The organism is Gordonia sp. SID5947 (genome assembly GCF_009862785.1).
GTDB lineage: Bacteria > Actinomycetota > Actinomycetes > Mycobacteriales > Mycobacteriaceae > Gordonia.
Genome location: NZ_WWHU01000001.1, coordinates 2,428,605 through 2,448,852, shown reverse-complemented (window position 1 = coordinate 2,448,852; position 20,248 = coordinate 2,428,605). Strand labels below are relative to the sequence as shown.

The 20,248-nt window shown below is 63.6% G+C and carries 17 protein-coding genes and 2 pseudogenes; 13 read left to right on the top strand and 6 right to left on the bottom strand.

The window, feature by feature from the left end:
- Nucleotides 1-71: 71 nt before the first annotated feature.
- The 3 genes from GTV32_RS11370 to GTV32_RS11360 form a co-directional block, all read right to left on the bottom strand.
- On the bottom strand, nucleotides 72-2,495 hold the full coding sequence (locus GTV32_RS11370; RefSeq protein ID WP_161060413.1) for a CoA transferase: 2,424 nt from the start codon (nucleotides 2,493-2,495) through the stop codon (nucleotides 72-74).
- Between the two features lie 64 nt (nucleotides 2,496-2,559).
- Entirely contained in the window at nucleotides 2,560-3,540 is a 981-nt protein-coding gene (locus GTV32_RS11365) for an enoyl-CoA hydratase/isomerase family protein (RefSeq protein WP_161060412.1), read from the bottom strand.
- Between the two features lie 379 nt (nucleotides 3,541-3,919).
- A complete protein-coding gene (locus GTV32_RS11360; protein WP_161060411.1) occupies nucleotides 3,920-4,615 on the bottom strand; it encodes a TetR/AcrR family transcriptional regulator in 696 nt (231 codons plus the stop codon).
- A gap of 728 nt (nucleotides 4,616-5,343) precedes the next feature.
- Between GTV32_RS11360 and GTV32_RS11355 the strand changes: the two are divergent.
- The 6 genes and pseudogenes from GTV32_RS11355 to GTV32_RS23435 all read left to right on the top strand — a co-directional run bounded on the left by GTV32_RS11355 (nucleotide 5,344) and on the right by GTV32_RS23435 (nucleotide 10,668).
- Nucleotides 5,344-6,212, top strand: a pseudogene (locus GTV32_RS11355) (SDR family oxidoreductase).
- A 6-nt stretch (nucleotides 6,213-6,218) separates the two neighbouring features.
- On the top strand, nucleotides 6,219-7,403 hold the full coding sequence (locus GTV32_RS11350; RefSeq protein WP_161060410.1) for an FAD-dependent oxidoreductase: 1,185 nt from the start codon (nucleotides 6,219-6,221) through the stop codon (nucleotides 7,401-7,403).
- A 67-nt stretch (nucleotides 7,404-7,470) separates the two neighbouring features.
- Entirely contained in the window at nucleotides 7,471-7,665 is a 195-nt protein-coding gene (locus GTV32_RS11345) for a ferredoxin (protein ID WP_161060409.1), read from the top strand.
- A 39-nt stretch (nucleotides 7,666-7,704) separates the two neighbouring features.
- Nucleotides 7,705-8,937 carry a cytochrome P450 gene (locus tag GTV32_RS11340; protein ID WP_161060408.1) on the top strand — a complete coding sequence of 411 codons (1,233 nt, stop codon included), beginning with the start codon at nucleotides 7,705-7,707 and terminating at the stop codon, nucleotides 8,935-8,937.
- Between the two features lie 52 nt (nucleotides 8,938-8,989).
- Nucleotides 8,990-10,570 carry an FAD-binding protein gene (locus GTV32_RS11335; RefSeq protein WP_237421523.1) on the top strand — a complete coding sequence of 527 codons (1,581 nt, stop codon included), beginning with the start codon at nucleotides 8,990-8,992 and terminating at the stop codon, nucleotides 10,568-10,570.
- Nucleotides 10,504-10,668: an FAD-binding protein gene (locus GTV32_RS23435; protein ID WP_343287296.1), complete on the top strand. Its 165-nt coding sequence runs from the start codon at nucleotides 10,504-10,506 to the stop codon at nucleotides 10,666-10,668. The genes GTV32_RS11335 and GTV32_RS23435 overlap by 67 nt, the downstream gene beginning before the upstream one ends.
- A 119-nt stretch (nucleotides 10,669-10,787) precedes the next feature.
- On the opposite strand, the gene GTV32_RS11330 is transcribed toward GTV32_RS23435, so the two are convergent.
- The 3 genes from GTV32_RS11330 to GTV32_RS11320 all read right to left on the bottom strand — a co-directional run bounded on the left by GTV32_RS11330 (nucleotide 10,788) and on the right by GTV32_RS11320 (nucleotide 13,151).
- Nucleotides 10,788-10,985 (bottom strand): ferredoxin, encoded by a 198-nt coding sequence (locus GTV32_RS11330; RefSeq protein ID WP_161062466.1) that lies wholly within the window; start codon nucleotides 10,983-10,985, stop codon nucleotides 10,788-10,790.
- Nucleotides 10,986-11,054: 69 nt separating this feature from the next.
- Entirely contained in the window at nucleotides 11,055-11,891 is an 837-nt protein-coding gene (locus GTV32_RS11325) for a mycofactocin-coupled SDR family oxidoreductase (RefSeq protein ID WP_161060407.1), read from the bottom strand.
- A 60-nt stretch (nucleotides 11,892-11,951) separates the two neighbouring features.
- Nucleotides 11,952-13,151, bottom strand: coding sequence for a cytochrome P450 (locus GTV32_RS11320; RefSeq protein WP_161060406.1), 1,200 nt, complete (start codon nucleotides 13,149-13,151; stop codon nucleotides 11,952-11,954).
- Nucleotides 13,152-13,560: 409 nt separating this feature from the next.
- On the opposite strand from GTV32_RS11320, the gene GTV32_RS11315 reads away from it, so the two are divergent.
- The 7 genes and pseudogenes from GTV32_RS11315 (at nucleotide 13,561) to GTV32_RS23430 (ending at nucleotide 20,164) form a co-directional block, all read left to right on the top strand.
- Nucleotides 13,561-14,277, top strand: a complete 717-nt coding sequence (locus tag GTV32_RS11315) for an ABC transporter permease (protein WP_237421522.1) — start codon at nucleotides 13,561-13,563, stop codon at nucleotides 14,275-14,277.
- Nucleotides 14,278-14,319: 42 nt separating this feature from the next.
- Nucleotides 14,320-15,161, top strand: a pseudogene (locus GTV32_RS11310) (ABC transporter permease).
- Between the two features lie 9 nt (nucleotides 15,162-15,170).
- Nucleotides 15,171-16,325 carry an MCE family protein gene (locus tag GTV32_RS11305; protein WP_161060405.1) on the top strand — a complete coding sequence of 385 codons (1,155 nt, stop codon included), beginning with the start codon at nucleotides 15,171-15,173 and terminating at the stop codon, nucleotides 16,323-16,325.
- Nucleotides 16,322-17,344, top strand: coding sequence for an MCE family protein (locus GTV32_RS11300; protein ID WP_343287295.1), 1,023 nt, complete (start codon nucleotides 16,322-16,324; stop codon nucleotides 17,342-17,344). Before GTV32_RS11305 ends, GTV32_RS11300 begins: the two co-directional genes overlap by 4 nt.
- Nucleotides 17,344-18,393: an MCE family protein gene (locus GTV32_RS11295; protein ID WP_161060404.1), complete on the top strand. Its 1,050-nt coding sequence runs from the start codon at nucleotides 17,344-17,346 to the stop codon at nucleotides 18,391-18,393. Before GTV32_RS11300 ends, GTV32_RS11295 begins: the two co-directional genes overlap by 1 nt.
- Nucleotides 18,390-19,646, top strand: a complete 1,257-nt coding sequence (locus tag GTV32_RS11290; RefSeq protein ID WP_161060403.1) for an MCE family protein — start codon at nucleotides 18,390-18,392, stop codon at nucleotides 19,644-19,646. Before GTV32_RS11295 ends, GTV32_RS11290 begins: the two co-directional genes overlap by 4 nt.
- The gene (locus GTV32_RS23430) at nucleotides 19,643-20,164 is read left to right on the top strand and encodes an MlaD family protein (RefSeq protein WP_237421521.1); all 522 of its coding nucleotides are present in this window, start codon (nucleotides 19,643-19,645) and stop codon (nucleotides 20,162-20,164) included. The genes GTV32_RS11290 and GTV32_RS23430 overlap by 4 nt, the downstream gene beginning before the upstream one ends.
- The last annotated feature ends 84 nt before the right edge of the window (nucleotides 20,165-20,248 follow it).

Below are 20,248 nucleotides of genomic sequence, written 5' to 3'. Positions count from 1 at the left end.
TGTGCCTTTCTGTTCGGTGGGCTGAGCGCTGCGTGAACGGCTTGAAATCGTCGACACGGTGGTGCCCGGTGCTAGAAGGACAGCGACTGTCCGATGATCTTGTCCTGCTCCAATCGCTCGATGTCACTCTCGGAGAGTCCGAGTCCCGAGAGGATCTCGGTGTTGTGCTCACCGAGAAGCGGCGCTGCTCTGACGGTGAACTCACCCCGCCCACCCGAGAACGTCAGGGGCAACGTGCTGTGCGAAGCAGTACCGTTCACGGGATGGTCGACCTGCGCGAAGAACCCGCGCGCCTGTAGCTGAGGCAGCTCGGTCTGTCGATGTGGTTGCATCACCTTGCCGACGGGCACGTCGACGCTCCACAGGCGCTCGACGATGTCGTCATCGTCGAGGACCCTGCACCATTGCGCCAGGTGTTCATCGATGAGGTCGTGGTGGTCCCGGCGTCCCTGAGCGGTCAGCAGTTCGGGGTCCACCGCCCACTCGGGTGACCCGAGCGCGGTTCGTAACGCGAGCCACTGCTCATCGGTCTCGACGGCGATGGCCACCCAGCGGTCATCGCGGCCGAACTCATCGAGTCCCGCGGCCTGGTACAAGTTCTGGGGTGCGGCGGACGGCCCGCGGTTCCCTTGTCTGGTGAGCAGATTCCCGTATGCGGAATGCTCGACGACCTGCTCGGCGGTGACGTTGAGTGCGGCGTCGAGCATGCTCGCCTCGACGAGCGTGCCTTCGCCGGTCTTCCCGCGGTGCTCGAGTGCGATCAGGAGGCCGATCAGTGCGTGGATGCCCGCGTTCGGATCGCCGATGGAGTAGGGCTCGATGGGATTCTGATCGGGATGGCCGGTGAGCCACGTGAGTCCGGCGGCGTCCTCGATGACGTAAGCGAAGGCCGCCTTGTCACGCCAGGGGCCGTCGAGCCCGAATCCGGGCATGCGGACCATGATGATGTCCGGGCGCAGGGCCTTGACGGAGTCGTAATCCATGCCGATCTGATCGAGGACTCGCGGAGTGTAGTTCTCCACCAGCACATCACAGGTCTTGACCAGTTCTCGTAGCAGCTCCTGCCCCTGCTCGGTCTGGATGTTGATGGTCACACTCTTCTTGTTCGTGTTGAGTCCGGAGAAGATCGGCGACTTCTCCCACCACAGTTCGTCCGTCATCGGCACGCCGGCGATCATCCGGGTCCCGTCCGGGCGTGAAGTCGATTCCAGATGGATCACCTCCGCACCCAGCATCGCGAGTACATGCGTGCACGACGGCCCAGCCCAGAAGGCGGTCATGTCGAGAACCCGGAGCCCTTCGAACGGAAGTGCCTGGGCGATCTCTCGAGAGTCTGTCCTCTGCCGGCTCGCGATCTCGGCGGCCCGGGTACGGTAGGCGTCGGTGTGTTCGCCCAGCGCGGGCGGGTTGTCCGGCTGTGGGAGCCGGAAAGCGCTCATCCGGTAGGGATGCCCCGGCTGGCTGAAGCTCTTCGACGGATTCTTCACAAACGAACCGCGCTCGTCGTGGTGGGGCATGCCGGTGAGGTTCGCGCCATTGGCGACCGGGGAGTTCGGGATGCGGAAGGCGGTCGCCTGCTCACACACCTCGTCCACGGTCCGGGCGCGGATCCATTCGTAGATCTCCGGGGCGACCTTCGTCGCCGTCTCGGTGATGGCCAGCGGGTTGTCCCGGTCGATCCACTCCGGATGGCCGACGAGGACGCAGAGGTCGAACCATTGCTGGGCCGTGGCAACTCCGACGGCCACCATCCCATCAGAGGCCTGCGAGACACCGGGAACGAACACCGAGCGTTCCGACCGGAACGGCCGGTCGCGGAGTTCGAGGAAGGTCACGGGGTGGTAGGTCAATCCCTGGATCTGGGTCTCGAGCATCGAGAGGTCGATCAGATCTCCTCGCCCGGAGTCGGCGCGGCGTCGAAGTGACGTCAGCGTCCCGGCCGCGGCGTAGGCTCCGGCAAACCATTCCCCGATACGGCCGCCGACATGAACCGGGGCGCGGTCGGGCGCTCCCCGCCCGAGGCCGACGATTCCACCCGACCATGCCTGGAGAGTGAACTCCGTTGCAGCCCTGCCGCTCCAGGGCCCTTCCAGACCGAACGGGGTGATCGCGGTGACCACCAGGTGCGGGTGTTCGTTTCGGATCGCTTCCGCCCCTAGACCGGATATGTCCGCGAAGGTCGATTCGCGGGACCACACCACGGCGTCGGCACTCGCCAGCAGCCCGTGCAGCGTGTCGAGGTCGGTACCGCTGTCGGGATCCACCACGACGCTCCGCTTCGAGCAGGCGAGGTGGGTGAACAACGCACCGTCGGTCCCCGGCTCGACGACGGCACCCGATGCAGACCAGCTGCGGAGTGGATCTCCTTCCGGTGGTTCGATCTTCACGATTTCGGCGCCGCCGTCGGCGAGCACTTTCGTGCAGTAGGCGCCGGCGATCCCGGTCGACATGTCGACGATGGTGTAGCCGTCGAGGGGGAGGTGCGTGGTGGACATCGCGGGTGGCCTGACCTTCCGATTTCGAGCTGGAACTTGCGAGGATCGAGAGTGATGGTGCAGCTCAATCGGCCCGTCGTCGGCCCGACTTGCTCAACCTGAAGTCGGGCGGGAAGAGATCATCGTTGTCCTTCACCGCATTGTTGATGCCGCCCGAGACCGTGTCCTCGTCCAACATGAGATCTTGTGCATCCGGATGTGCGTATCCGCCAAGGGATTCGAACAGTCCGGTCAACATGCTTCCCAGGTACTCACCCTGGGACTGCTTCATCATCTCGAAGAACATCTTCTGCATGAAGACGGTGTCGGTGGGGCGGGTGCGTGCACAGGCGAGCGCATACTTGTCTGTCTCGGCTTCCAGTTGCTCCCGAGGGACGACCCGATTGGCGAAGTTGCAGTCGTACATCTCCTGTGCCGTGAACGGTCTGCCGGTGAAGACCATCTCCTGGAAGCGTCGAATTCCCATGGTCTGTGCCCACGTCCACATCCGAGGCCCGAAGCCGATGTAGCGGAACGCCGGGTGACCGAACAGTGTGTCGTCGGATGAGATGAGGAGGTCGGCGTCGGCAGCCTGGTAGAAGTGCCATCCGTAGCAGTAGCCCTTGGCCTCGACGATGCTGATCTTCTTGAACTCCTGCAAACTGCGGCAGCCGGCGGCCGAGTTCGCGTACCACTGGGTGAGCGTGGCGCCGTGGCGAAATGAGCCGCGTGGCGGGAAATTGACCGCCGATTCGTCGTCGACGCGGAGTTCGCGCATCCGGGTCCGATTGGTGGAGTCCGCCTCCATCTCCATCGCCTCCGGGATGTCCGCGCCCGAACCGAGGTTGGACCCGACGCCACGGATCACCACGACCTTCACGTCGTCGTCGACGTTCGCGCGGTGCAGCAGATCCGCGTAGCGCAACCGGGCATCAGCCGTCGGCGCGTTCAGGTGATCCGGACGATTGAACGTGATCGTGGCGATCTTCGTCGCCGGATTCTTGTCGTAGAGAATAATATCGTCAGCCGCTGGACGTTCGTTGTGAATGGTCGATGCGTCTGTCATCTTGACACCCCTCCTGTCGCCCGTGAAGGCAATTCTTTTCATTCGATCTCATGCGAAGAATGAAAAGATTGATCACGGTTGAATGTGGTGGTCCAATATCATCGGTTGTGCGCATTGAATTGACCGGGGAGCTAGTGGGCCCGGCTGCGGGTCCCGATCCCGCCGAGGTCGGATGAACACGAAGGTCCTTTGCCGGCCCTCGCACCCATGTCAGCAAGTGAACCGCATCACAGGCGATAAGTCAATCAATCGATTGACTTAGTTCAGGTAATTATCCGTCGGTCGGTCGGGGGAGTGGTGACTCTGCCCGGCACGGCTTGCGCCGCAGTGGCGGCGGTGGGTCGGGATGGACGACCCTCTACCTGGTGTTTGCTGGTTCTCAGACCGGGGTGACGGGCGCGGTCCATATTCCGACCAGCGCATCGACCAGGCCGGTCGCCATCTCGGACCACGTCGCACGGATCAGTGGCAGGCCGTCGGCGAGCGCTCGCTCGCGCTGCGCGCACATCTGGATGATGAGGAACATCGCGCAATCCGTGCGCTCGGGCAGGACCTGTGTCGGGAAGAAGGGGAGGCACTTCAGCAGTCCGTCGACCGTCTGCTGCAGTGACGGCGATTCGCGCCAGGACTCTTCGAGCAGGATGTCGCTCAGTTCCGGATCGGAGATGAGTTGGGCGCCGAACCTCGCGAACCAGGTGGGGGAGCCGAGCTCATCGAATCGGTCGGTGATGGGGCGGACCTGGCACTCGAGCCAGTCCCGGAGTTGATTGGAGCCGCTGATCTGCGCAAGGAGGGCCTCGCGCGAGGGCTCGATCCCTCGGTGGAAGCGGCTGACCAGGGCGCGGATGAGATCTGTTCGGTTGCCGAAGTGATACCCGACGACTGCGGTGTTGCCTTGCCCGGCGGCATCGGCGATCTGGCGATTGGAGACCGCATAGATGCCGTTCTCGGCGAACAAGCGTTCCGCGGTGTCGAGGATGAGCTCCTGGGTCGCCTCCTTCTTGCGTCGGCGGGGCGCGGGCTTGTCGGCCTGCCACTCGCCGGCGCTGGATGACTCAGAGGGAATCGTGACCACGTTGGTGACCTTTCTTGCTCATCGCTTCGCCCGTCCGGGCATGTTGTTCGGCCACCGTCCCCCGCGTCCGGAGATGCCGACCAGACTCGGTTCTTGCTCCAAAATTAGGCCAATATCGGGCACGTGTAAAACACTCGATTGACCGCATGGACTGCGGAACAAGTTCTATTTGCGCCTCTGACCTGCAGTGTCGTCGGTACGGACTCGCCTCATGCGTGCTTGTCCGGCGGCACGGGTCGGTGTGCTTGGCGTTTGCAGCGTTCGTGCCGCCGGCGCCGGGCAGAAGCATCAGGCATGGGCGTGGTGACGCCCGACGATCTCAGGGCTGCAACGGCACAAACCGCAGGTGAAGACACACAACGTCGCGCGTGCCGTGGCTCTTGCGGCTGTCTGATGCCTGCGACCAATTTCAATCAATCGCTTGACAAGTTTGGGGTGCTACTGCGAGTCTGTCAACACAGTAGTGAGACCCAGAACACACCGCGAACCACCCGGTCGTCGTGGAGTCATCGCCATTCGGTGAATTCGATTGGTTCGTCGCCTACGGGAGGAACTGTAGGCGAAATCGATCCACCCGCGAAGAATTATGCGGGATGTTGTGGTGATGTCCGGCGTCCGCAAATTTCTGTCGAGTTATCTCGTCTGTCAGTGAACCGTTGATGGGAAATTGATTCCTCTGCCTGTTCGAAAATGTACATCACCAACGAGATCTGAAGGGTGGCCACATAATGGCCGATGAATTGTCCGGGAAAGTCGCCATTGTCACCGGCGGTGCGTCGGGACTGGGTGAGGGCATCGTGGCGAAGTTCGTCGCCGAGGGTGCGCGCGTGGCGATCGCCGATGTCGACGAGGAGGGTGGGGCTGCGTTGGCCGCCGAGCTCGGTCGCTCGGTCTTCTTTCGCAAGACGGATGTGTCGGAGCCCGCCGACGTCGCCTCGCTCGTCGACGACGTCGTCGAGAGGTTCGGCCGCCTGGACGTCATGGTCAACAACGCGGGCGTCTCGGGGACCATGCACCAGAGCTACCTCGATGACGACCTGGCGGACTTCGACCGCGTGATGGGGGTCAATCTCCGTGGTGTGATGGCAGGCACGAAACATGCTGCGAGCAAGATGGCGACCACGGGTGGGGGCTCGATCATCAACATCTCGTCCCTCGGGGAATCCAGGCCGGGGGCGCGGTGATGACCTACCGCGCCTCCAAGGCGGCCGTCATCCATTTCTCGAAGTCGGTGGCAATTGACTTGGCCCAGTACGACATCCGTGTCAACTGCATCGCACCGGGGAGCATTCCCACCCCGTTGCTGGCATCGTCGGCGGTCAAGATGGGTGCCGACGCCGAGTCCTTCACCGCCATGGTGCGTGCGATGATGGCCGCGAATCGGCCGCTTCAGCGGGAGGGGACGGCCGAGGACGTTGCCGAGACCGCGCTGTTCTTCGCCACCGACCGCTCCCGGTATGTGACCGCGACGTTGCTGCCGGTGGACGGTGGCACTGTTGCCGGGCCTCCGGCCAAGCCTCCGCAGGGTGCGGCGGCGCAGGGATCCGACGACGAACCCGCTCTGGTCGGAGCATCCGGGGCAGACGACGCGGAGTGATCTGAGATGACGGTCCACACCGGCGTCCTGATCGTGGGCGCTTCTGCTGCGGGACTTGCGACCGCAGAAGCTCTGCGGCGCGGCGGCTTCGGCGAACCGATCACGATGATCGGCGCGGAATCGCAGGCGCCCTACGATCGGCCGCCGCTTTCAAAGCAGGTCTTGTCCGGTGCCTGGACGCCAGACCGAGCCCGGCTGCGGTCGGTCGACTTCCTCGAGACGCTCCAACTCGACATCGCGCTCGGCGAGAGCGCTGTCACGCTGGACGTGGCGTCACGCGCTGTGCAGACCGACCGGCGAATCATCACTGCGGAGCACATCGTGATCGCCACCGGCGCACGGCCGCGGGAACTGCCGGGACAGTCGGAACTCCAGCGACTGCACTCATTCCGTTCGCTCGAAGACGCCGTCGCACTGCGCGGTGACTTGTGCGACGCCCAACGGCTGGTGGTGGTGGGGGACGGGGTTCTCGGTGCCGAGATCGCCGCGACATCGCGCAGCATGGGGATCGATGTCACTGTTGTCGGCCCGCAGGCTGGGCTGATGGAATCCCAGCTGGGCCCGGCAACTGCGCGATACCTGACGGAACTCCATGAAGCACAAGGTGTTCGGACTCGGCTCGGCGCTCAGGTCGTAGGCTTTGACGACGCGGCAGGCCGGGTGACAGGGGTCCGGTTGGCGAACGGCGACACGCTCGACACCGATGTCGTCGTCGTCGCGATCGGTGCTGTCCCTGCCACGGATTGGTTGTCGGGAAGTGGCCTGGACGTCGACGACGGTGTCGTCTGCGACCACAGATGCCGGGCCGCGGAGGGAATCCACGCCGCCGGCGACGTCGCACGTATACGGGACGTCACGACAGGCGTGACCCAGCGTCGGGAGAACCGGACCAACGCGACCGAGCAGGGGATCGCGGTGGCCGCAGACATCCTCGGCGTCGGTGCGCCTGCCACTCCGATCTCGTACTTCTGGTCCGATCAGTTCGGGACCAAGATCCAGGTCGACGGATCGATCTCCTGTGACGCCGAGATGTCGGTCCTCGAGGGTGCACCGGCCGACGGCCGGTTCGTCGCGGGTTACCAGTGCGATGGTGTGGTGACCGCCGTCCTCGGTTGGAACATGCCCAAACAATCCCGACGACATCGCGGCCGGATAGGAACAACACCTTCCGATGTAGAGGGGGTCGCGTGAGCACCCGACACACCGAAACCGACGGCGTCACGTTCCCCAGTGAGTGGTACCCAGCGAGGAGAGCCCGATGAAGATCACCATCGACCAGGACAAATGTATCGCCTCCGGCCAATGCGTGGCCGCGGCAGCGGACGTGTTCGACCAACGGGACGAAGACGGTATCGCCTTCCTCATCAATGATGACCCGCCAGAAGAGGAGGCCGACGACGTGCGGCACGCAGCTGCCGTCTGCCCAGCGTTGGCCATTTTCGTCGAAGACTGACCAGTTCCAGCACAGCCGACACATGAAGGATCACATCTGATGTCAGACACGGCAACCGAACTACGCCACGAGACCGCGCCGCACTTCCCGATGGAACGTGACATGCGGTGCCCCTTTGCCCCTCCGGAAGGTACCCGGGTCCTGCGGGAGAAGAACCCGGTCAGCCGTGTCGAGATCTGGGATGGTTCCAAGCCATGGCTGGTCACGGGACACGAGCAACAGAAGGCGTTGCTCAACGATCCGCGGATCAGTGTCGACGAGACGCTGCCCGGTTTCCCGCACTGGAACGAGGGCATGGCCGCGAATGTCTCGATGCGGCCCAAGTCGGTGTTCAATTCAGACGGAGAGGTACACGCCCACTTCCGCCGGATGATGACCAGGGCCTTCACCTTCAAGCGGGTGACCGCTCTGCGACCGTTCATTCAGCAGACGACAGACGACCTCATCGACGCAATGCTCGACGGCCCCAAACCGGCCGACCTGGTCACGGCGCTCGCCCTTCCTCTCCCGTCGATCGTCATCTCTCAGATGCTCGGCGTGCCGTATGAGAATCATGGTTTCTTCCAAGAGAACTCGGTGAAGAGCGTCGACCGGTATGCCACGCCGGAGGACAACATGCAGGCGTTCGCGGCGATGTTCATGTTCATGAACGAACTCGTCGAGCAGAAGATGACGGAACCGGCCGACGATGTGCTGAGCGATTTCGCGCGACGCGCCAAGGACGGAGAGATCGAGCCGGCCGAGGCAGCGCAGATGGGATTGGGAATGCTCATCGCCGGGCACGAGACCAGTGCGAACATGATCGCGCTGGGTACCCTTGCCCTCCTGGAGAATCCGGATCAACTCGCGCAGCTGCGTGCCACCGAGGATCCGGAGGTGATCGCGAACGCAGTCGAGGAGCTGATGCGCTATCTGGGCATCATCCACAACGGGCAGCGCCGAATCGCGACCGAGGACATCGAGATCTCAGGACAGACGATCCACGCAGGTGACGGCGTGATCCTCGAACTCGGCTCGTCGAACTGGGATCCGGCGGCCTTCCCGGAACCGGAGAAGCTGGACTTGAGCCGATCCGCACGCCACCACACCGGCTTCGGATTCGGCCCGCATCAGTGTATCGGCCAGCAACTCGCACGTGTCGAGTTGCAGATCGTATACAAAACACTGTTCCGCCGGATCCCGGAGCTCCGGGTCGCGTGCGCACGCGACGAGATCGAGTTCAAGTCAGACCGTCTCGCCTACGGCGTCTACGCGCTCCCCATGACCTGGTAGCCGGCTGCGATGTCGATCACTGCTGAGTCGCCGAGTTGGATGAGGTGCTGCAATGCATGAATGGGACCACGAGACAGACTTTCTCGTCATCGGTTCGGGTGGTGGCCTGGTGGGCGCGCTGCGCGCCGCCGCGCTGGGCATGGACGTCCTGGTTGCCGAGAAGTCCGAGATGATCGGCGGGTCGACGGGGATGTCGGGTGGAGTGATCTGGCTACCGGACAATCCGCTGATGGCTCGCGACGGGGCTTCTGATTCGCTTGCGGAGGCCACGGCCTATTTCGATTCGGTCGTGGGCAGCGCCGACGAGTCCGGCCCGGCGTCGTCGGAGGCCCGTCGCCGGACGTACCTGACGGCCGGCAACGAAATGTACTCGTTCCTCGAGAGTGAAGGAGTTCCGTTCCTTCGGATCGACGGTTACAGCGACTACTACGCGGGCGTTCGCGGTGTCGTCGGCGGTAAGGCCAGGTCGCGGTCCGTCGAGGCATCGGCTTTCGACGCCAAGCAACTGGGGCAGTGGGCCCGGCGCCTGCGCCCACCGGTCGCGGGCAACATGACGATGTACACCGGCGAGGCCGCCTATGTCTCGAACTTGTTCACCCGCAAGGGTGCCTCGGTCATGTCGCGCGTGATGGCACGCACGGTGCTGGGACGGCTGCGCGGAAAGAAGAATCTGACCAACGGCGCGGCATTGATCGGGTACCTGCTCAAGGCCTTGCTGGACCGTGGGGTTCCGGTGTGGCCGGAGACTGCCCTTGTGGAGCTCATCGTCGAAGACGGTGAGGTCCGCGGTGCAGTGGTGGACCGAGACGGTACGAGCGTCCGGGTCCGTGCCCGCGCCGGCGTGTTGATCTCCGCGGGGGGCTTCTCACGCAACGGGGTGATGCGCGACGAATTCGCCGGCGGCCAGCCCGGTCGGCCGGAATGGACCAGTGCAAACCCCGGTGACACCGGTGAGGCACTGCAGATCGCGATGAAGCACGGCGCTGCCACCGACATGATGGACGAGGCATGGTGGCTACCGTCGTGGTTGATGCCCGACGGTGTGCCGTCGATGTGCATCAGTGAGCGCAGCAAGCCTCATTCGATCATGGTCGACGCCAAGGGCAACCGCTACTTCAACGAGGCAATCGCGTATCAGGAAGCCGGCCAGCGGATGTTCGAGCACGAGCGAACCGTCGGTGGAGCGTTGCCGACGTGGCTCATCATCGACTCACGGCATCGATCGCGGTACGTGTTCGGCTTCGCGCCACCCGGACGGACGCCCAAGGACTGGATCACCAGCGGAGCCATGAAAAAGGCGGACACCCTCGAGTCGTTGGCCGCCGCGTGCGGTATCGATCCGGCGGGGTTGATCGCCACGGTCGACCGTTTCAACAGTTTTGCGAGATCCGGGGTCGATGAGGACTTTCATCGTGGAGAAGGCGACCACGAGAAGTACCAGGGTGACATCACCCACAAGCCGAACGCGTGCCTCGGTGAGGTTGCGAAGGCGCCGTTCTACGCCGTGCCGATGATCCCGGGGACATCGGCACCAACGGTGGCCTGCTCTGCGACGAGAATGCCCGCGTGTTGTCAGACGATGGCCGACCGATCGTCGGCCTCTACGCCGCCGGCAACTGCACTGCGTCGGTGATGGGGCGCAAATACCTCGGGGCAGGCGCGACGATCGGTCCCTCGGTGGTGTTCTCCTACGTAGCGGCCGATGATGCGGCCGCACGGGTCGAGACCTAGTCCCGGCCACGGGAACTGCACGACACAAGAGTTGGGCCCCGGACGGAAATCCGTCCGGGGCCCGACTCATGTTCGCTTGGGCTGTGTGGCTGCTGTCTGGGTGTCGTGAGCGGGCTGATTCAGTCGTGGATGGAGATGGCACGACGAGGGCACTGCCGGACTGCGTCGCGGACCGCCGATTCGATCTCCGGCGTCACCGTCTCACGGAGCAGGTGTAGGTTGTCGTCGTCGTCGAGATCGAAGACATCGGGTGCGGCACCCGCGCAGAGTCCGTTGCTCTCACAGACGCCGAAATTCACGTCGATCTTCATGCGGATACCTCAAACACTTTGGGCGGGTGTGACACTCGACGCCAGAATGGGAGAGTGTCACACCCGCCGCGTCGGCTACTTCAGGCAAGCGCCGGCGTCGACCGGCAACGTGACACCGGTGATGTACCGGGCCTCGTCGGATGCGAGGAAAAGGACCGCATTGCTGATGTCCTCGGGTTCCACCCACGGAACCGGCAGCGTGTTCATCATCTGAGACAGGGGAGCGAAGTCGTCGGGGCCGGGGTTCTCCAGGTCCGGACGGAACATCTTGTACGTCGCGTCGTTCATGATCATTGCGGTGTTGACCTGGGTCGGGTGGACCGAGTTGACACGGATGTTGTTCTGCGCAAGCTCGATGGCCAGTGTTCGCATGATCCCGATGACACCGTGCTTGGCGGTGACGTAGTGCCCGCAGAACGGGTAGGACTTGAGTCCGCCGACCGAGCTGGTGAGAACGATCGAGCCGCCCCGCCCGCCCGCGACGATGTGCGGAATGGCCGCCTTCGCGGTGTGCCACACCCCGGTCATGTTGACGTCGATCATGTCCTGCCAGGTCTTACGGTCCATGTCCTCGAGAGATGAACCGCCGGTGGCGATCCCCGCATTCGCAGCGACGATGTCGAGACGACCGAGCTGGTCCACACCGGTCTGGACGGCCTTGGTGAGAGCGTCGAGATCACGTACATCGACTTTGGCGGTCACCACCCGACGGTCGTGCGCTTTCACGAGCTCGGCGGTCTCCGCCAGATCATCCTCGGTGGCCAGATCGAAGGGCACACCATCGATCGGCTCGCAGACGTCGACCGCGATGATGTCTGCGCCCTCCGCTGCGAGCCGGACGGCGTGAGTGCGGCCCTGCCCGCGCCCGGCGCCGGTGATGAAGGCGACCTTTCCGTCTACTCTTCCGGTCATTGAGATTCTCCTCCTCGATGAGTACAGGACCGACCCGACGGCCGTCGGGTCGGCGTGATTTCAGAATGTGGCCGGCAGTGTGTCCCAGCCACGAACCGTCGAGGTCGGCGACAGCGATGCCTTGGAGAGATCGACGTCCCATTCCGGGAATCGCTTGAGGATCTCCTCGAGAGCGATGCGTCCCTCGAGACGTGCCAGGGCGGAGCCGAGACAGAAGTGGGTGCCGACGCTGAAGGTCAGGTGCTGCTTGGTCTTTCGGTGGATGTCGAAGACATCGCCGTCTGGCGGGAATTGCCGGTGATCGCGATTGGCGGACGCGATGAGCATCATCATCACGCTGCCTTCGGGCACCTTCCTCCCGTGGAGTTCGATGTCGCGGGTGACATAGCGGGCGACGTGCGGGGCCGGAGCCTCGAACCTCAGCAACTCCTCGATGGCGTTCGGGATGAGATCCGGATTCTCGACGAGTTCCCGGCGTTGATCAGGATGCTCCGCCAACACCTTGCCGGCCCAGCCGATGAGCCTGGTGGTGGTCTCGTTGCCCGCACCGGACACGACGTTGACGTAGGTCAGCAATTCGTCGCGGCTCAGTTTGCGGACCTCTCCGGTCTCGTCCTCGAACTCGACGTTGAGCAGTTCCGTCATGATGTCGTCTGACGGATGCTCGGCGCGCCAGTCGATGTAGGCGCCGAAGATGTCGCCGGAGACCATCCCTTCCTCGGCCGCCTTCATCGGTTTGCCCTCTTCGGTGCGCATCTGGTCGTTGGCGAAGTCGCGAATGGCCTCCTGGTCTTCCTCCGGGATACCGAGCAGCATGCCGATGACCTTCATGGGCATCTGTGCGCCCAGGTCTTTCACGAAATCGAAATTCCCGGTCCCCACCAGCGGGTCGAGTGACGCCGCGCAGAAGTCCCGGACCTGTGGTTCGAGCGCGAATATCTTGCGGGGTGTGAACATCCGGGCGAGGAGCTTTCGATGGATGTCGTGAATCGGCGGGTCCTCGAAGATCAGCACACCCGGTGGGATGTCGATGTTGGCCTTGATGAGCTCGAGGATCGCGCCGCGACTCGAGCTGAACGTCTCGTAGTCGTTGAGGGCGGCGGTGACGTCCTCATGCCTGCTCAGGGCGTAGAAGTCGTGCTCAGCGTTGTAGTAGAGCGGCGCCTCTTCACGGAGAGCTCTGAACATCGGATACGGGTCTGCGTTGAGCTTGACGTCATACGGGTCGTACCGGACGTCGCTCGTCGTACTGCTCGTCACTGGGATGGCCTCTCGCGCGGACTGCACTGTGCGGATCTGAACAGCGCCGATCGCGACTGTGCGACCGACACTTCGGGCAAGTGTGGTGCAGGTGTAGGACGCGAACAACCGTGATCTCACTGAGCGAGAGCAGGGCTCGCATGGGGCAGGGTTTGTGACAGTGTTCCGAGATGTCAACGCGCGCCGCAGATCTGGTGGCCGCGGCGCGGAGGCATCCGGGTACCACGGCTCTCTGTGAGCGAGAATTGCGTTCTTCGGCAGAAAAGGGGGGGCATGACATGGGCATGACCACGCGAGTGGGCGGTACGTGCCGGTGACCGCGTCACGTGACCTACGCGGCTTACCTGCTGTCGGTGGAGTGCTCGGCCGCTATTCGTCTGGACCGTTGAAAGCGGTTGGCGGATTGTTCATGATGGGAGCCGACGCCTTCAGGTTCATGTTCCGGAGGCCGTTCCAGGGTCGTGAATTCGTCGATCAATCCTGGTTTGTCGCCCGGGTGTCGCTGGTTCCCACCTTGCTGGTGGCGATCCCGTTCACGGTGCTGGTCAGCTTCACCATCAACATCCTGCTTCGCGAACTCGGTGCTGCCGATCTGAGCGGTGCTGGCGCAGCGTTCGGCGCGGTCACACAGGTCGGCCCGATGGTCACCGTGCTGATCGTGGCCGGCGCCGGTGCCACCGCCATGTGCGCGGACCTGGGTTCCCGCACGATCCGTGAGGAGATCGAGGCGATGGAGGTACTCGGGATCAATCCGGTGCAGCGCCTGGTGACCCCCCGGGTGCTCGCGTCGGGTCTCGTGGCGTTGTTGCTCAACAGTCTCGTGTGCGTCATCGGTGTCGTCGGCGGGTACGTCTTCTCGGTGTTCGTCCAGGGCGTCAATCCAGGGGCCTTCGCCGCCGGGTTGACACTGTTGACGGGTACCCAGGAGGTGATCATCTCGTCGGTGAAGGCGCTCGTGTTCGGGCTGATCGCGGGGGTGGTGGCCTGTTACCGCGGGCTGATCGTCACCGGTGGTGCCAAATCTGTGGGGAACGCGGTGAACGAGACAGTCGTCTACGCTTTCATGGCGCTCTTCGTGGTCAACGTGGTGATCACCGCTATCGGCGTCCAGATGACGGCGGGGTGATAGACCTTGTCGCTCATACCTTCTGCGGTCCGTTCGTCGGCCATCCCCAGTTCGCTGCATCCGCGTGTCGCGAGAGAGATCAGGCGCCCGATCGACGTACTCGGCCGCCTCGGTGACCATGCGTTGTTCTACCTCAGGGCCCTTCGGAGCGTTCCGCACGCGGCGGTCCACTACCGTCGGGAGACGATTCGGCTCATCGCCGAGACGAGCATGGGCGCAGGCAACCTGGCGTTGATCGGCGGGACCGTCGTGATCGTCGGATTCCTCACTCTCGCAACCGGTAGCACGCTTGCGGTACAGGGATACAGCACGCTCGGAGACATCGGGATCGAGGCCCTGACCGGGTTCTTGTCGGCTTTCATCAATGTGCGGATCGCGGCGCCGGTCATCGTCGGGATCGGCTTGGCGGCCACTTTCGGTGCCGGTGCGACCGCGCAACTCGGGGCGATGCGGATCAACGAGGAGATCGATGCGCTCGAATCACTCGGTATCGATCCCGTCGCGTACGTCGTGGGCACGCGGATCGCCGCCGGGATGATCGTGATCGCACCGTTGTATGCGATCGCGCTGATCGCGTCGTTTGCGGCGTGCCAATTCACCACCGTGGTCATGCTCGGACAATCGACGGGACTCTACGCGCACTACTTCTCGACCTTCCTCAATCCCCTCGACCTCGTGTGGTCGTTTGTGCAGGCGTTCGTGATGGCCTTGTTGATCCTGCTGATCCACACCTACTTCGGGTTCTTCGCGGGGGCGGGCCGGCAGGCGTCGGCGTCGCGGTCGGAGATGCGGTGCGTACCTCCTTGGTCGCCGTGGTGACGGTGACGCTGTTGGTGGCCCTGGCCATCTACGGCTCCAACGGAAACTTCAATCTCTCGGGCTGAGGCGTGCAAATGTCCAAGGAAGTCACGCGACCATTGGCCGGTGCAGTGATGCTGGTGATCATCGTCGCGCTGGTGGGGGTCGCCGCCATGATGTTCGCCGGTATGACCCAGCAGTCCGCACACGTGACGGTGACTGCGCCACGTGCCGGCCTGGTGATGGACCCGGATGCCAAGGTGCAGATGCGCGGGGTCACGGTCGGTCGTGTCTCGAAGATCGATTTCGACCAGAAGGACACCGCCGAGCTGACGTTGGAGATCGCGCCGGGTGAGCTCGAGAAGATCCCGGGCAACGTCGGCGCCCGCATCGCCGCGCCGACGGTATTCGGCGCCAAGGGTGTCGAGCTGGTCACGCCGGATCATCCGTCCGGGCGTCTGCGCGCCGATCAGGTGCTGAGCGCCAAGGATGTGGAGGTCGAGGTGAACACGGTGTTCGGCGATCTCACGGAGGTCCTCTCGCAGATTCGGCCCGCCGAGCTCAACGCCGCGCTGAGTGCGATCTCCACCGGCCTGAGCGGTCGCGGCGAACAGTTCGGTCAGATGCTCAGCGATGTGAACAGCTTCATGTACCACACCAACTCGGCATTACCCGCCCTGCGATCTCTCTTACGTGACGCACCGGAGGTGATGCGTGTGTACGCCGACACCAGTCGGCCGCTGCTCGGCGCGGTGAGACACACGAGCGGCATCAGTGACACGCTGGTTGCCGAGCAGCGAAACCTCGATGCCTTCCTGACCAGCCTCATCGGCCTGTCCAACACGGGTGACGATGTGTTGCGCGACAACCGCAAGTCCCTGGCCAAGGTATTGAAGCTGCTGGTCCCGACCTCCGCGCTGACGGATGAGTACAACGAGGCGCTGACGTGTGCTCTCGATGGCTTCGGCAACCTGGCGGTGTCCCCGCCCGCCGACTTCCCAGGACTGGGGCTCTCCGCGAACTTCCTGTGGGGCGCCGAGCCGTACACGCAGAGCGAGAAGCCCAAGGTGGCTGCCTCGGGTGGCCCGCAGTGCTCGGTGTTGCCGGTGAAATACCAACAGAGACCTCCGTACGTGGTGACCGACACCGGAGCGAACCCGTACGACGGAGGACGAAAGTCGTTGGAATTGAATGTGAAGAGTCTTCAGCAGGCATTGTTCGGCCCGATTCCGGACGGAGCACCCCGGTGAGACTCAGGCTCCATCCCACGACGCTCAAGTTCGCGGCGTTCACCACGGTCATGCTGTTCGTCGCGGTGTTCCTCCTGCTGGTGTTCAGTGACCACCAGTCCGGCGACACCGAGCGGTACCGCGCAGTCTTCACCGATGTATCGGGGCTGAAGTCCGGCGACACGGTGCGTATCGCCGGGGTGCGAGTGGGCACCGTCCACAACGTCGACCTCGGTGCGGACAACAAGGTCCGCGTGACGTTCGACGTTGACCGCGAGGTCGGCCTACCGACCGGCAGCGGCGCAGCGGTCCGATACCTCAACCTGGTCGGCGACCGATACCTCGAGGTCACGGAGGGGCACGGAACGTCGATGATGCACGGCGGCAGCGAGATCCCGGCATCGTTGACAAAGCCGGCCCTCGATCTGGATGTGCTGCTCGGTGGACTGAAACCGGTCATCGCCGGTCTCGAGCCGAAACAGGTGAACGCCCTCAGTTCCGCTGTGCTCGATGTGCTCCAGGGGCAGGGCGGGACGGTGCGCGCCCTGTTCGAAGGGAGCTCATCGCTGTTCACCACCCTCGGAAAGAACGTGGGCGTCATCGAGCAGCTGATCGACCAGCTGAAAAAGGTCATGCTCACGCTCGACGGTGACCGGACGCGGTTCGGCGAGACCATCGACAGGCTCGACACGGTGATCGGCGACCTGACCAGAGACCGAGATCCGATCGGGGCAGCGATCACGGCGCTCGACAAGGGAACGTCCGACGTCGCGAGCCTGTTGACGCAGGCGCGTCCGCCACTGTCCGGTTCCATCGACCAGTTGTCCAGGCTGGCACCGAATCTGACGCACGACATGCCGACACTCGAGAATGCCGTCCAACGTGCTCCGGAGAACTTCCGCAAGTTGGTCCGCACCGGCACCTACGGAAACTTCATCCAGTACTACGTGTGCGCAGTGAGCGTCCGGGTTTCGGACCCTTCCGGGAAGGTTGTCGAGCTGCCCTGGATCCAGCAGACGAAGGGGAGGTGCTCGGGCTGATGCTGAGATATCGCGGTGCGGGTCTGATCAGATCCGGTTTCGTGGGGCTCTCGCTGATAGCGCTGCTGGTGATGGCCGGTCTGAACATGGCGAAGGCCGCCACCTGGTTCACCTCCGTCACGTATCACGCGGACTTCGAAGAGGCGGCAGGACTCTCCAACGGTGCCGATGTCACCGTCTCGGGCGCGCGCGTCGGTTCCGTATCTGATGTGAAGTTGGAGAACGGACAGGCGAGGGTGGCCTTCACCGTCGCCCAGGGCACGCGCCTCGGCACCACCACAACCGTGCAGATCAGGACCGGATCGCTTCTGGGGCAGCGCATTCTGACGGTGGAGCCGTCCGGGTCGGGCACCCTCGGGCCCTCGGATGTCATCCCGGCGACTCGTACCTCGTCGCCGTATTCGCTGAACGAGGCGGTCGATGACCTGACGAACAACTCCTCGGGTATCGACACAAAGGCATTGAACAAGTCGCTGGATGTGTTGTCGACGACGATGACCGATGTGGCTCCCGATCTGGGACCGACCTTCGACGGGCTCGCGGAGATGTCGCGGGGTATCAACTCCCGCAACGAGGCCCTGCGCACCCTGCTGTCGACCACCAGGGACGTCACGTCGGTGATCGGATCGCGTGCGACCCGGGTGAACTCACTGATACTCAACGCGAACCTTCTCCTCGACACACTCGTGGATCGGCGTCAGGCCATCTCGTCGTTGCTGGTCAACACCTCGGCGGTCGCGAAGGAACTGTCGAACCTGGTGGCCGACAATCAGGAACAATTGAAGCCGACATTGACCCAGCTGAACTCTGTGCTCGCCATGCTCGAGCGCAACCGTGACGACCTGGGAAAGGCGCTCGCCGGCTACGTGAAGGTGTCACAGACCCAGGGCGAAGCGGTGTCGAGTGGCCCGTTCTACCAGGCCTACGTCGCAAATCTCCTGCCCGGCCCGCTGCTCCAGCCGTTCATCGATCGGGCATTCGGCGTCCACCCGGAGGCCAAGTTCCCATTGCCCGGAGCGCAGATACCGTTGCCTGGTGGTGGCCGATGAAACGGCCGAACGTGAAACGGTGGATACCGGCGACACGTCAGGCGCGCCTCGCCGTTGTGGCGGTGGTCCTGGTCGTCCTCGCGGTGGCCGGCTTGTTTGCGGGGTATCGGCAACTGAACCGGCCGACCACCATCGACGCGATCTTCGGCACCACCACGGGCATCTACGTGGGCGATGACGTCCGTGTCGCGGGCGTCAAGGTCGGGAAGATCGCCGCGATCGAACCGCAGGGCACGACTGTCCGCATGAAACTGAACATCGATCACGGCATCGAGATCCCGGCGGACGCCCGGGCGATCATCGTCGCGCAGAATCTGGTCGCCGACCGGTACGTGCAACTGACACCGGCGTATGTGAACCGCGGCCCGGTCATCGCCGATGGCGCGACCATCCCGCGGGAACATACTGCGGTACCGGTCGAGTGGGACGAGGTCAAAGACCAGCTCACTCGTCTGGCAACGGATCTCGGACCGCAGGGTGATGTCTCGGAGAGCTCGGTCGGACGATTCGTCAACAGCACCTCACGTGCCCTGGACGGCAATGGCAAGAAGCTGAGCGAGACGCTCGGGGAGCTGGGCAATCTGGCTCAACTCCTCGGCGAGAACACCGGGAACATCGCCGACACGATCAGGAATGTGCAGACCTTTGTCAGCGCAGTGCGTGACAGCGGTGCGCAGATCGTGCAGTTCGAGAATCGGTTGGCAACGCTGACATCGGTGCTGAACGGCAGCCGATCCGACCTCGACGCGGCGCTGAAGAATCTTGCGCGCGCTGTCCAGGACGTCCAACGCTTTGTCGTCGCCAATCGAGATGCCGCGTCCGAACAGGTGCGCCGACTCGCCTCCGTGACCCAGGTCCTCGTCGATCACGACGCCGATCTGGAACAGCTGTTGCACGCGTTCCCGACGAATCTCTCGAACTTCTACAACATCTACAACCCCGACACCGGCACCGAGACGGGTGTCTTCACCGTCAACAATTTCTCGAATCCGATCCAGTTCATCTGCTCGTCGGTTGCCAGCATCGAGAACCTGACGGCTGCCGAAGGTGCGAAGAGGTGCCGGAAGTACCTCGGTCCGATCGCCCCCATGCTGTCGTTCAATTATCTTCCGGTGCCTGTCAATCCGGTGCTGGGGCCGGATCCGTCGAATGTGATCTACAGCGAGAAGAGCCTGATGCCGAGCAAATCGCAGAACACGAGTGCACAGTCGCGCGACGAGTTGCTCTTCCCCGGACAGCGAGGACGACGATGAGGCGAGGGGCACGACGGCTGTCGCTGATGGGCATGGTCGTGACGCTGTTCTGTGTGGCGCTGCTGGGCACCGGATGTGAGTGGAACGGAGTGAACTCACTGGCGCTGCCGGGTACCGTCGGTACCTCCGGAGACGACTATCACATCACCGTCGAGATCGCGAATGTCGGCACGCTGTCCGAGAATTCACCGGTCTTCGTCGATGATGTGGAAGTTGGCAGCGTAGGTGAGATGCGGGTGCGTGCGTGGCATGCCGTGGTCGACGTGCGTCTGAAGAAGGGCACGGTGGTACCGGGGAATGCCAAAGCGACCGTGGGGCAGACGAGTCTGTTGGGATCGATGCACCTGGCGCTGGATCCCCCAGGGGCGAGTCGCCGGTCGGTCAGCTCGCGCCTGACTCGACGATTCCGCTTGCTCGCTCGGCGTCCTATCCGTCGACCGAAGAGACACTGGCGGCGGTGTCGTCGGTGGTCAACGGCGGCGGTCTGGGACAACTGGGTGGGATCATCCGTTCGCTGAACGACGGATTCGGCGGCCGGGAGGATGATGTCCGCCAGCTCCTCGGGAGGGCGTCGACCCTCGTCAACACCCTGAATCGACAAC